The sequence below is a fragment of the Nocardia callitridis genome, assembly GCF_039543305.1.
Lineage (GTDB): Bacteria > Actinomycetota > Actinomycetes > Mycobacteriales > Mycobacteriaceae > Nocardia > Nocardia callitridis.
On sequence record NZ_BAABJM010000003.1, the window covers coordinates 231,257 to 243,342 of the forward strand.

The 12,086-nt window shown below is 66.8% G+C and carries 13 protein-coding genes; 8 read left to right on the forward strand and 5 right to left on the reverse strand.

The features are described 5' to 3' along the window. Window positions 1-16: 16 nt before the first annotated feature. Window positions 17-379 carry an ArsR/SmtB family transcription factor gene (locus tag ABEA50_RS18730; protein WP_345496844.1) on the reverse strand — a complete coding sequence of 121 codons (363 nt, stop codon included), beginning with the start codon at window positions 377-379 and terminating at the stop codon, window positions 17-19. A gap of 109 nt (window positions 380-488) precedes the next feature. On the opposite strand from ABEA50_RS18730, the gene ABEA50_RS18735 reads away from it, so the two are divergent. After that, the gene (locus tag ABEA50_RS18735) at window positions 489-2,405 is read left to right on the forward strand and encodes a heavy metal translocating P-type ATPase (RefSeq protein ID WP_345496845.1); all 1,917 of its coding nucleotides are present in this window, start codon (window positions 489-491) and stop codon (window positions 2,403-2,405) included. 248 nt (window positions 2,406-2,653) lie between these two features. Here the strand turns inward: ABEA50_RS18735 and ABEA50_RS18740 are convergent, their stop codons facing one another. After that, the gene (locus tag ABEA50_RS18740; RefSeq protein ID WP_345496846.1) at window positions 2,654-3,283 is read right to left on the reverse strand and encodes a MerR family transcriptional regulator; all 630 of its coding nucleotides are present in this window, start codon (window positions 3,281-3,283) and stop codon (window positions 2,654-2,656) included. A 95-nt stretch (window positions 3,284-3,378) separates the two neighbouring features. On the opposite strand from ABEA50_RS18740, the gene ABEA50_RS18745 reads away from it, so the two are divergent. The 3 genes from ABEA50_RS18745 (at window position 3,379) to ABEA50_RS18755 (ending at window position 5,790) form a co-directional block, all read left to right on the forward strand. After that, the gene (locus ABEA50_RS18745; protein WP_345496847.1) at window positions 3,379-3,885 is read left to right on the forward strand and encodes a DoxX family protein; all 507 of its coding nucleotides are present in this window, start codon (window positions 3,379-3,381) and stop codon (window positions 3,883-3,885) included. A 116-nt stretch (window positions 3,886-4,001) separates the two neighbouring features. Continuing rightward, window positions 4,002-4,367: a PNPOx family protein gene (locus tag ABEA50_RS18750; protein WP_345496848.1), complete on the forward strand. Its 366-nt coding sequence runs from the start codon at window positions 4,002-4,004 to the stop codon at window positions 4,365-4,367. Window positions 4,368-5,040: 673 nt separating this feature from the next. Beyond that, complete coding sequence (locus tag ABEA50_RS18755) at window positions 5,041-5,790, forward strand: helix-turn-helix transcriptional regulator (protein WP_345496849.1); 750 nt, start codon at window positions 5,041-5,043, stop codon at window positions 5,788-5,790. Window positions 5,791-5,795: 5 nt separating this feature from the next. On the opposite strand, the gene ABEA50_RS18760 is transcribed toward ABEA50_RS18755, so the two are convergent. Then, entirely contained in the window at window positions 5,796-6,596 is an 801-nt protein-coding gene (locus tag ABEA50_RS18760) for an alpha/beta fold hydrolase (RefSeq protein WP_345496850.1), read from the reverse strand. Window positions 6,597-6,928: 332 nt separating this feature from the next. Between ABEA50_RS18760 and ABEA50_RS18765 the strand changes: the two genes are divergently transcribed. From ABEA50_RS18765 to ABEA50_RS18775, 3 genes are all read left to right on the forward strand, one after another. Beyond that, window positions 6,929-7,786, forward strand: a complete 858-nt coding sequence (locus ABEA50_RS18765; RefSeq protein WP_345496851.1) for an SDR family NAD(P)-dependent oxidoreductase — start codon at window positions 6,929-6,931, stop codon at window positions 7,784-7,786. Window positions 7,787-7,860: 74 nt separating this feature from the next. Beyond that, the gene (locus tag ABEA50_RS18770) at window positions 7,861-9,192 is read left to right on the forward strand and encodes an MFS transporter (RefSeq protein WP_345496852.1); all 1,332 of its coding nucleotides are present in this window, start codon (window positions 7,861-7,863) and stop codon (window positions 9,190-9,192) included. A gap of 49 nt (window positions 9,193-9,241) precedes the next feature. Continuing rightward, the gene (locus ABEA50_RS18775; RefSeq protein ID WP_345496853.1) at window positions 9,242-9,436 is read left to right on the forward strand and encodes a hypothetical protein; all 195 of its coding nucleotides are present in this window, start codon (window positions 9,242-9,244) and stop codon (window positions 9,434-9,436) included. 51 nt (window positions 9,437-9,487) lie between these two features. Here ABEA50_RS18775 and ABEA50_RS18780 read toward each other — a convergent pair whose 3' ends face one another. Continuing rightward, entirely contained in the window at window positions 9,488-9,925 is a 438-nt protein-coding gene (locus ABEA50_RS18780; RefSeq protein WP_345496854.1) for a MerR family transcriptional regulator, read from the reverse strand. 100 nt (window positions 9,926-10,025) lie between these two features. On the opposite strand from ABEA50_RS18780, the gene ABEA50_RS18785 reads away from it, so the two are divergent. Further along, window positions 10,026-10,985: an MBL fold metallo-hydrolase gene (locus ABEA50_RS18785; RefSeq protein WP_345496855.1), complete on the forward strand. Its 960-nt coding sequence runs from the start codon at window positions 10,026-10,028 to the stop codon at window positions 10,983-10,985. 65 nt (window positions 10,986-11,050) lie between these two features. Here the strand turns inward: ABEA50_RS18785 and lipA are convergent, their stop codons facing one another. Beyond that, a complete protein-coding gene (gene lipA, locus ABEA50_RS18790) occupies window positions 11,051-12,067 on the reverse strand; it encodes a lipoyl synthase (protein ID WP_345496856.1) in 1,017 nt (338 codons plus the stop codon). Between the last annotated feature and the right edge of the window lie 19 nt (window positions 12,068-12,086).

Genomic DNA, 12,086 nt, shown 5'->3' on the forward strand with positions numbered 1-12,086 from the left:
CACTTCTTTCGTCGGGTCAGCTCGCGGTATCGGGGCGGTCGGTGAGGCCGAGGCGGAGGTGCTCGATGTGGTAAATGGCTTCGTCGAGGAGCTGGGCCACGTGGTGGTCGTAGAGGCTGTAGACGATGCTTCGGCCGGTGCGGGTGCCGGTCACCAGGCCGAGATTGCGCAGCAGGCGCAGTTGGTGTGAAACGGCGGACTGTTCCATCCCCACGGCTTCCGCGAGCTCGGTGACCGGGCGCGGACCCTGGCGTAGTTCCGTGAGAATCAGCAGGCGGCTCGGGGTGGCGAGGGCCTGCAGAGTGGTGGCCACGTGGGTCGCCGCATCGGCGTCCAGCCGGGCCAGCGGCCGGTCGCGGCCGTCGACACCGTGTCCCATGTGTGGGAGTCTAGCTCAGAGCTATAAGTGAAGACCTCTTCATATGTTCTGTTATTCTTGCGTCGTTTCGTCTCGGCTTCGGAGGTGTCCTGTGGTCTCGTCCCTCGATATGCGTGATCCCGTGGCCGTGGCAGCGCCCTTGCGGCGGACCGGCTTGCGCGAACTTCCCGAAATGCGTTGGGCAGCAGCATCATTGGTGTTGTTCCTGCTAGGACTGGGTGCGCAGTTACTCGGCACGCCCACCTGGCTCTACTGGGTGCTCTACCTCGGTTGCTACCTCAGTGGTGGATGGGAACCCGGCCTCGCCGGGTTGCGTGCGCTGCGCGAGAAAACCCTCGATGTCGACCTGCTGATGGTGGTCGCGGCGATCGGCGCCGCGGCAATCGGGCAGGTGATGGACGGTGGGCTGCTGATCGTCATCTTCGCGACCTCCGGTGCGCTCGAAGCGTTGGCCACCGCGCGCACCGAGGATTCGGTCCGCGGACTGCTGACGCTCGCGCCGGACACGGCCACGCTCGACGGCAGTGAAAAGCAAGTCGCCGCAGCCGATCTCGCGATCGGCGACGTGATCCTGGTTCGTCCAGGCGAACGGATCGCGGCCGACGGGGAAGTGGTGGGTGGTGCCAGCGAAGTCGACCAGGCCACCATCACCGGCGAGCCGCTTCCGGTGGACAAGCTGCTCGGCGACGAGGTCTTCGCGGGAACGCTCAACGGAACCGGCGCGCTGCGCGTGCGGGTGAACCGCCGTGCGGGGGACTCCGTCGTCGCCAGGATTGCCCGATCCGTCGAGGAAGCCAGCCGCACCAAGGCGAAGACCCAGTTGTTCATCGAGAGGATCGAACAGCGTTATTCGATCGGCATGGTCGTGGCCACGCTCGCGATCTTCGCTGTGCCACTGCTGTGGGGTGCCGCGTTGCGTGACGCGCTGTTACGCGCGATGACCTTCATGATCGTCGCGTCACCGTGCGCGGTGGTGCTGGCCACGATGCCGCCGCTGCTCGCCGCGATCGCCAATGCGGGACGCCACGGTGTGCTGGTGAAATCCACCGTGGTGATGGAGCGACTCGGCGCCACCAGCATGGTCGCGTTCGACAAGACCGGCACGCTCACCAGGGGAACACCGGAGGTCACCGAGATTCGCGGATTGCCAGGCGCGTCGTATTCGCGATCGCAGGTACTCCGATTCGCCGCTGCCGCAGAGTATCCCAGCGAACATCCGGTTGCCGCCGCCATCGTGCACGCCGCGCGCGGCGCGGGAATCGCACTACCCGCCGCCACCGAATTCGCCGCACAACCGGGGCGCGGGGTCAGTGCGTTGGTCGAGGGACGCTTCATCCAGGTCGGGTCGGTGTCCGCGCTGCTGCCGGTCCGGGAACCGGAGGTCGCGATCGTGCTCGAGCAGGTCGGCGCACGTGCGGGGTCCGTCGTTGTCGTCTGTTGCGAAAGCCGACCTGTCGCGATCATCGGGGTCACCGACCAGCTTCGTCCCGAGACGCCCGAAGTGGTGCGCGCGCTACCGGAATCGCTGGGCACACCAACGATCCTCCTGACCGGTGACAGTCGCCGCAGCGCCGAACAGTTCGTCGAACAGCTCGCGATCACCGAGGTGCGCGCCGGATTGCTCCCCGAGGACAAACTGCGCGTCGTGCGCGAGCTGACGGCCAACGGACAGCGGGTGACCATGGTCGGCGACGGCATCAACGACGCGCCCGCCCTCGCCGCCGCGCACGTCGGCATCGCGATGGGGGCGGCGGGCTCGGATCTCGCGCTGGAAGCGGCCGACGCGGTGATTGTGCGCGACGACCTGAACACGGTCGCGTCCGTGATCGCCCTATCGCGCAGGGCCGCTCGCGTGGTCACCGCCAATCTCGTGATCGCCGGTGTGTTCATCGTCGGGTTGGTGGTGTGGGATCTCGTCGGCGACCTGCCGCTGCCGTTGGGGGTCGCCGGGCACGAAGGGTCGACGGTGTTGGTGGGGCTCAACGGGTTACGGCTGCTGCGCCGTCGCGCGTGGGGTGCTCAGTAGGGTTGTGCTCTGCTGTGCGGGATCCGGCGATCGACCCGGTGGCTGGATGCCGACCGCTTTCATGGCGGGATCGATCTGCGCGTCAGGAGGTGGACGAGGCGGATATCGCGTCCGGCCATCGCGGTTTCGGCACGGTGTGGGTGCCGTACACGGGTCGTCGCGCGGGCAGACCTTCTGTGCCGATCGCCGCTCGAGTGGATGCGCGAAGCCCGCACGTGCCTGGTCGGGCGTCGCGCGTACGAGGGCATTCAGTCTTGCGGTAGCGCGGTTGCCGAGACATGTTCCTGGGCTAGGCGGCGCAATGCCGAGAGCAGTGTGTCGCCGAGAACCGTTCCGACGATGGCGGTTTCGGTCATCTGCTCGATGCTCGATTTCTTGGCGACGACGGCCATGTCGGTGGCGGCGATGGTTTCGCTGGCGGCGGCATAGCTGTCTATCGCCTCGACCACGTCGGCGTGACCGATCTGGCGCAGCGCCGCGCAGGCATCGACGAGAGTCGCACGGGCCGGGCTGGTTTCGGTGATATTCCAGCCGCGTCGTTCCAGGAGGGATGCGACATCGCGGGTGGCGGCGTCGCGCTGTTCGTCGCCGACGGGGGAGCGTCGAGCGCCCAGTGCGTACAGCACGTGGCCGAGCGATTCGCGGGCCGTCATGGTGCCGCTGTCGAGCACCGTCAACAATTCCTTGGCCGTCCCGACCGACAGGCCGCCGATGTCGACCAGTGCTCGGATCAGTCGCAGCCGGTTGACGTGCTCGTCGTTGTAATCGGACTGGTTGTGGTGGGTGCGCACACCGGAGGGGAGTAGGCCCTCACGGACGTAGTACTTGATCGTCGCGGCGGGCACGCCGCTGGTGCGGCTGAGTTCGGCGATGCGCATCGTGGGACCTCTCGGTATTGACAGTGCGACTTACAGCTATCCATAATGGTGATGATAGTGCAACTATCGATAGTGATTTATCCATGGAGGTCATGATGGAAACCCTGCTAGTCCTGTTCACCACGCTGCTCGTGCTCCGTATCGCCGGAGCGCTGGGCGCGCGCCGCTTCGCGAACTGGTCGACCTGTGCCGCCTATGGTCTCGGCGTCATGCTGATCATGACCGGCACCACGCACTTCCTCCCCGAGGCTCTCGCCGACTCACCGGCACCCACCCATGCGGACTTCCTCGCGATGGTCCCGCCGTCGCTGCCCTTCCCCAGCCTGCTGATCTACCTGACCGGAGCCCTCGAGCTCCTCGCCGCAGCGGCCCTTTTTCGCGCCGACACCCGCCGCATCGCGGGGATCGGTCTCGTCCCGCTGTTTCTCGTCATGCTGCCCGCGAACATCTACGTCGCCGTCGCCGACATCCCGTTCAACGACGCCCCCGCGCCACCCCTGTGGTTCCGAATTCCGGAACAAGCCGTCTACATCGCCGTCGCGCTCTTGGCCGCCGGTGTACTCCGCCTCTCCCGCCGCAACTCCTCGCCCGTCCCCGCATAGTGGAAGGCGACCGGACAACGGGGCGATTTCGCCCCACGTCTCGTTGATCCCGGCCCGCCGCTGCCGGTCAGTAGAGTAAGGCCAACCACCAGTCGAGAGGCGCCAGGAGGCATGCGGTGAGTGCGAAATCGTTGGTGAACGGGTTCAATTCGGGGATCGTGGCATTGACCAAGGTCCCCGGTCTCGGCCCGCTCATGCGCAAGAGCTTTGTCGAGATCACCTATGTGGGCCGTCGATCCGGGAAGAGTTTCACCACACCGGTGAACTTCCGGCGTTCCGGCGATTCGCTCGTCATCGGGGTCGCGCTCCCCGACCGGAAGAAGTGGTGGCGCAACTTCACCGGCGACGGCGGACCGATCACGCTGCACCTCCCCGGTGGCGACCGGCGTGGCCACGCGCTCGCCCAGCGTGACGAACGCGGGCGGGTCACAGTGCGTGTCCGCCTGGAGGATTCGACCGTGTCACCGGGCAACGCCGACTGATCGTCCCGGCCCATCGCGAGCCCGATCCGGCCAGCCGCGCGGCGAACGCGTCGACGGAGAACGGTGCGGACGTGGTCGATTCCCGCTCGAGCAGCCGGCCACGCCGATCCGACCACGGCCGCCTCCTCGTCGCACGCGAACGCCGCCACACGCGGAATCGCACGGAGAACGGTGTGCCGGTGTTCCTGCCGGAGTGGGAGTGATCCGGAGTGGGAGTGATTACGCCCGGTCGCAGCTACGGGGTCGGACCGATCCGACGACGTCGACCGCCTTGCGGAACGCGACCGCACGCCGAGGCGCACGGTAGGGGCGCACCGGTGTTCTTGTCGGCGTGCCGATGACGGTGACCGACGCCCGATCGGAGCCGCGTGCTCATGCTTGTTCGATGAAGTCGACTGCCGCGCGAGTCGCACGGGCAACGGCGTGCCGGTGCACGCTGTCCGCGTAGGACATATGGACGGGATGCCCACCCGTGCGCCGCCGACCATTCCGGATTGGGCGAGGCACTCCCCTCCGGATGCCTCGACCATCCGGTTCCATGCCAGCAGCGAGGGGGAGCGGGGACAAGTTCGCGCGGTGACCCGGATCGAGTAGCCCCACGGCGGGTGCTACTACTCATCGGTGGTAGGACTGGGTCGGTGGTGAGAGTTGACGAGTTCGGCGGTGTGCGGAAGTGACAGCGACGCGACCGCCTGAACTGCTGGTGCCGACGTTGGCCGACTTCGTGCGGGCGCGGCGGAGCAGATTGGGACTCAATCGGCAGACGCTGGCCGCGGCGGCCGACCTCAGCATGGGATACGTCACCAAGATCGAACAGGGCGCGGGGGTTTCGCCGACTCCCTCGGTGCTGAACTCGCTCACCGGATTGTTCGCGCTCACCGCGGATGAGCGAACCCACCTGTATCGGCTGGCAGGCCGAGAGTCCGAACTCGACGACCCGACGGGTGCCGACGCCGGACTCGACGCCGCATCGGCACGGCGCACCGTCGAGGCGTTGTCACCGAACCCGGCCGCACTCTTCGGTTCCGGCTGGGATTTCGTCGAAGGCAACCAGGCTTTCGACGACACCTTTCCCGGACTGCGCGGCGCGGGCAATGTGCTGGTCTGGATGTTCACCAACCCCCGCGCGCGGCTGGTGCACGAGGAATGGGAGCGGGAGGCGGCGCTCGCGGTCGGCCGCTACCGGCACTACGCCGCGGCTGACGTCGACCCGGAGGCCGTGGGCGCCCTGCTGGAGGAACTCGGCGCGCACCCCGACTTTCGTCGGCTCTGGACTTCCGGTGTGGTGTCCACCGCGCGGCCGGATCCGCTCATGCGGCTGCGCGAACCAGGGACCGGGACGGTCTTCACGGTGCGCGTGGTGGCGTTGCGTACCGCGGATACGGCTGTGCCGCAACGACTATTCCTCGGCTTGCGGCGATAATCCGCTCAGTCCAGCCGAGCCAGGAACTTCCGGAGCAATTCGTTCACCTCGTCCGGGTTGGTGATGTTCACGGCATGTGTGGCGGCGGGCACCGTGTGCAGTTCGGCGGGCCCACCGAGACCGTCGGTGAGCGCGACCATCTCGTCGGCGGTGAATGCCTGGTCACTTATTCCGCGTACCAGCACGGCAGGGCAGGTGATCTCGCCGAGTAGGCCGGTGATGGACTCCCGGTTGATCAAGCACTCCGCCGCGAGCGCCAACCTGGTGCGATCACCGGACAACCATTTGTCCAACCACGGCTGCCGATCCTCGTCGGTGCCACCGATCATCACCGACGCCATGGTGGTCGCCAGCGGTTCCAAGGGCGCCGACCCGGACCACGCGTCCATGACCTGGCGATAACCCTTCTGCTGCTTCGCTGTGTACGCGTCGCCGGAGGTGCCGATCAAGATGAGGCCCTCGGCGCGCGGCGGAGCCAACAGTGCCATGCGCAAGGCGATGAAACCACCCTGCGACATGCCACCGACCACCGCGCGCTCGATACCCAACGCGTCGAGCACCGCCCACGCGTCGCGCGCGAGGTCCCAATAGCTGAACGGCACCCCCGAATCCTCGGTGCGTCCGAAGCCACGCGCATCGATCGAGATCACCCGGTACTCGGGCGCGAGCCCGGCCGCCTGCGCGGCGAACATCTCCTGGTCGAGGAAGAACCCGTGGCCGAGAACGACCACGCGCCCCGCACCACCGGTATCGGTGAAATGCACCTTCGCCCCGTCGGTCTCCACGTACGGCACTCGCACTCCCATCGCTGAACTCGCATCCGACTCTAACAAGAACACGTTCTAGGAGTGTGTGACGCCGGGGTCGCAGAGATGCTGGTGGAACAAGTCGACGGCTTCACGGGGTTGTGCAGCCACGCCGCGTCTGCCGGTCGGCTGTCGGATCGTGCGTGTTCTCCTCCCGGACTCGAGGGTTGGACATCCGCCGAGCTTGCGCTGCGCGAGAGACCGGCGTGGTCGGGCAACCGCGTATAGGCTGTGGTGCCATCGGCGCGTAGGGCCGTGGAAGATCGAGTACCGGTGGTGTTTTCGTCAGCCTTCGTTGGCCGAGGAATGCCTCCGGCGCAGAAGGAGGATCGATGTCGGGCAGCACGCCATTCACGTTCGCGGGAGCGACCGCTCTGCTCACCGGAGCCGCCTCGGGTATGGGGGAGCAGATGGCCTACGGATTGGCCTCGCGCGGCAGCGATCTGGTGCTGGTCGACCGTGACGCCGACCGGCTCGAGACCGTCGCCGCGACCGTGCGCAAGGCCAACCCGGGCACCGGCGTAACCACCTACGTTGTGGACCTCGCCGACCTCGATGCGCTGGAGAAAACGGCGGCGACGATCCTCGCCGAACATCCCGGAATCACGTTGTTGATCAACAACGCGGGCGTGGCCCTCGGTGGCGAATTCAGCGACCTCACGGCCGAAGAGTTCCAGTGGGTGCAAGACATCAACTTTCGTGCCCCCGTCGCGTTGACCCGGCTGTTCCTCCCCACCCTGCTCGAAGCGCCCGGCAGCCATATCGTCAACCTCTCCAGCCTGTTCGGGCTGATCGCGCCCGGAGGTCAAACAGCTTACGCAGCAAGCAAATTCGCGATTCGCGGCTTCAGTGAGGCATTGCGCCACGAACTCTCGGGAAAGGGAGTGGGGGTGACCACCGTGCACCCCGGTGGGATTCGCACCAGGATCGCCGAAACCGCCCGCGTGGCGAGCGCCGCCTCGCAAGAGCAAGCGCGACAAGGTAAAGCATCGTTCAACAAGCTGCTGACCTTCCCCGCCGACCAGGCCGCCGAGCAGATCCTCACCGGTATCGAGAAGCGTAAGGCGCGGGTGCTGATCGCGTCCTCGGCCGTGGTGCCCGACCTCTTGGCCCGGCTGTTTCCCACTTCGTACATGAAGGTGCTCGGCATGCTGCGACCCGAGGTTTCGAGCAAGCGGCGACCGGAGTAGGTGCGCGGATAGCGCCGCTCGGCCCCGCACGCACCGATTTGACCTGCGGTCGCGTTGCCACGAGAGTTCGCTGAATGGCAGATTCTTCCGAGGTGGGCCGCGCGACATTGCGGAAAGTCACCCTTCGTCTTGTGCCGTTTCTCGGCCTGTTGTACTTCGTGAACTATCTGGACCGGGTGAATATCGGGTTCGCCGGGCCCAGCGGTATGAAGACGGATCTGGGGTTGACCGAGACCGCATTCGGATTCGCCTCGGGGATCTTCTTTCTCGGATACCTGGTGCTCGAGGTGCCGAGCAACCTGGCGTTGCACCGGTTCGGTGCGCGGCGGTGGATCGCGCGGATCCTGATCACCTGGGGGATCATCGCGACAGCGATGGCGTTCGTGCCGAACGAACCCGTCCTGCATATCCTGCGCTTCGCGATGGGTGTTGCCGAAGCGGGCTTCTTCCCCGGCATCCTGCTGTATCTCACCTACTGGTTTCCGCAAGCACAGCGCGCGAAGGTGGTGGCGCTGTTCATGACGGCGGTGCCACTGTCGACCGCGCTCGGTTCGACCGTGTCGAGTTTGCTCATCCAGTACGGGCACGGCATCTTCGGGTTGAGCGGGTGGCGGTTCATGTTCCTCGTCGAAGGCGTGCCCGCGATGCTGCTCGCCTTCGTGACCTGGTACTTCCTCACCGACCGGCCGGAACAGGCGAGTTGGCTCAACGACGACGAAAGAGCGTGGCTCACCGAACAATTGGCGGCCGACGACACCGCGGCGCAACGGTCCGAACACTGGACGGTGCGCAAATCGCTCACCCACCCGCGCATACTCGCGCTCGCCCTGATCTACGGCGGCATCGCCTACGGGCTCTACGCGCTCGGATTCTTCCTGCCGACCATCATCGACGGATTCCAACAGCAATACGGCACGCACTACTCGGTGGTGCAACGCGGACTGATCAACGCCGTTCCCTACGTGATCGGCGCGGTCGTCATGGTGTGGTGGGGTCGACACGGCGACCGCAGCGGGGAGCGCGCGTGGCACGTCGCGCTACCCGCACTCCTCGGTGGACTCGCGATTCCGGTGGCGCTCTACCTCGGGAACCCGTTCGCGGCCATGGCCGCGGTGACGGTATGCGCGGTCGGTGTGCTCGCGGCGCTACCGACGTTCTGGGCCCTGCCGAGCACCTTCCTGACCGGTGCCGCCGCCGCGGGCGGGATCGCGATGATCAACTCGATCGGCAATATCAGCGGCTTCGGCGCGCCGTATGTGACGGGCTGGCTGAAGGATTGGACCGGAACACAGCGGGCCGGTCTGTGGGTCGTCGGCGCTTGCATGGTCGCGTCCGCTATCGGTGCGCTGATCCTGCGGCGCCGTACCGCCGCGCGTACGCTCCCCGAACTGCCGAGCGCCGTCTGACCCGGTCCGCCCGACCGGTCGCCGAGTACGCCACTCGGAGAACGACGCCATGATCCCCGTTGTGCCGGAGGCCGAGCACCGCGGCCACGACGAATGCGACCGCCGCTATACCGATATCCCGCCCGGCGCACCGACGTTCGTGCGACGGACCGACGCCCTGCCAGCGGCTCCATGGTGGCGTCGACTCGTTGTCGTCACCACTTCCGACCCGAACCGGGGAGCAATGCGTCAGCTGACCGAATGAGCGGCTGCGACGTACCGCACCGTCGTCGGGTGGGGCCGGCCAGCGCGGCGATCATCGACGTAACAGCAGGCCGGGCGGGCCGGACTCACCCACCGAACCTTGCTCATACCCGGCGACCAACTTCGAACATTCGGCGCACTCGGCGACGATCCGGTGTCGGCACTCCAGCACGTGCTCGAGAAACCGGTCGGTCGCGCGGAGCAGTGCGATGTTCGCCCTGATCTCGCCGCGCTTGTTCGCGATGAGTGTGATCCGATCGTCGTGGGTGCCGATCGCCAGGTGGCGGATCTGTGCCAACGACAGGCCGGTGCGCTGCAATGTTCGGATCAAACGTGCCTGGTCGAGGGTTCGCTCGTCGTAGACCCGATGCCCGGATGGGCTACGCGGCGGTGCGAGCAGGCCGACGGACTCCCAGTGCCGCAGCACGTGCGCCGCGATGCCCAGACAGACCGCGGCGTCGCCGATCCGCAGTACGTTCGCGGTTGTCACGACCCACCCCTTTACTTCATGTCGACGTGAAGTATTACCGTGCCACAGTTCCGTCGGCCGAACCAGGCCGATCGTGGTGACCGACGAACGGAGACATGTCATGGCCGATCCCGTGCGCACGCCCGGCGTGCTCGAATGTTGTGCCGCCGCAACCGGGATGGTGTGGGGAGCGGTGCGCCCGCGTCGACCCGATCAACGTTTCCTACGGTCGGTCGAAGACGCTGGGCTGCCCGAGTCGCCTCGGCACACGGTCCGAGTCACCGCGTTGCCGCAGTCGCCGCGCCAGGTACCTACCGCGGCGGTCGCGGAGGGCACCTTCACACCCTTCCTGGTCGCCAACGCGCTGAACTCGTTCGTCGTCGAACACCCGAGGGCGACGTTCCTCGTCGATCCGAGCGTGTGTCACGATGTCGAACAGCGAGCGATAGCGCAGCTGCCCGCCGTGTTGCGCCCCGCGGTACGGCCACCCGCCGACAGCATCCCGACGGTCACCGGCCTGCGCAGGATGCCGAACCTCCCGACGCCCGACTTCGCGCTGCCGACCCACGCGCACTGGGATCACGTGTGCGGGCTGCTCGATCTGCCCGATCTTCCGGTGCGACTGCACCGCGTCGAGCACGAATGGGTCAGCACGGGTCCGTTCGCGCCCGCGGGTGGCGTCCGGGACGCGTTGCGGGACCGGACGATCGACGACTACGAGCTGGACGGGCCGCCGGTACTGACCTTCACCGCCAGTCACGATCTCTTCGGCGACGGCACCGTACTGCTGGTGGACCTCGCCGGGCACACGCCGGGCAGCGTCGGCATCCTCCTGCACACCCGGCAGGGTTGGGTCCTACTGGCGGGGGACGCCGCGTGGCACACTCGCCAGATCGACGATGTCCGCCAGAAAGCCAGTTACCCAGGCAATTTCGCGGACGACGATCGCGCACAAACGTTCAGGACATTGCAGCGACTGCACCTCGCCCGGCACCGGGTACGAATCGTGCCCACCCATGACCACAGCGCGGCGACGCGGCTCGAACCGTCGCGAGCGGCGCGAAATACCGCGCCGCGCTAGCCGCTCGGGATGATCAATAGCGGGTCCGTGCGCGAACTTCGGTGACCTACGGTGCCCTCGGTGTGTCAGCCGCCGAAGCGGGCGAGGACCGAGCTGGCCTCCTGCGATGCCGTACCGCTCTGGGCCAGATGTGCCATCTCCGGGGCGATCTCACGCCCGTGATGCGCCATAGCCTGGGTGTAGAGGCGACCGGCCCGGTAGGACGAGCGCACCAGCGGACCCGCCATCACACCCGCGAAGCCGAGCTCCTCGGCCATCTTCGAGTGGTCGACGAATTCCTGCGGCTTCACCCACCGGTCCACCGGGTGGTGACGCGGGGACGGACGCAGATACTGGGTGATGGTGAGGATGTCGCAGCCCGCCTCGTGCAGGTCGCGCATCGCCTGGGTGACCTCTTCCGGGGTCTCACCCATGCCGAGGATCAGGTTCGACTTGGTGACCAGACCCTCCTCGCGCGCGGCCGTCAACACCGACAGCGAACGCTCGTAGCGGAACGCGGGACGGATGCGCTTGAAGATGCGCGGCACCGTTTCCACGTTGTGCGCCAACACCTCGGGACGCGAGGAGAACACCTCGGCCAACTGCTCGGGCACCGCGTTGAAGTCGGGGATCAACAGCTCGACGCCGGTGTTCGGGTTCAAAGCCTTGATGGCGCGCACGGTTTCGGCGTACAACCAGGCGCCGCCGTCGTCCAGGTCGTCGCGCGCCACACCGGTGATGGTGGAGTAGCGCAGGCCCATCGCCTGCACGCTCTCGGCGACGCGGCGCGGCTCGTCACGATCCAACGCGGCGGGCTTGCCGGTATCGATCTGGCAGAAATCGCAGCGCCGAGTGCACTGCTCACCACCGATCAGGAAGGTCGCCTCACGGTCTTCCCAGCATTCGAAGATGTTGGGACAGCCCGCCTCCTCACACACGGTGTGCAGGCCCTCGCGTTTGACGAGGCCCTTCAACTCCGAATACTCGGGGCCCATCTTGGCCTTGGTCCGAATCCACTGAGGCTTGCGCTCGATCGGGGTCTCCGCGTTGCGCGCCTCGATGCGTAGCAGTTTGCGTCCTGCCGGTGCTGAAGCTGAGGTCACCGCATCGACATTACGCCTA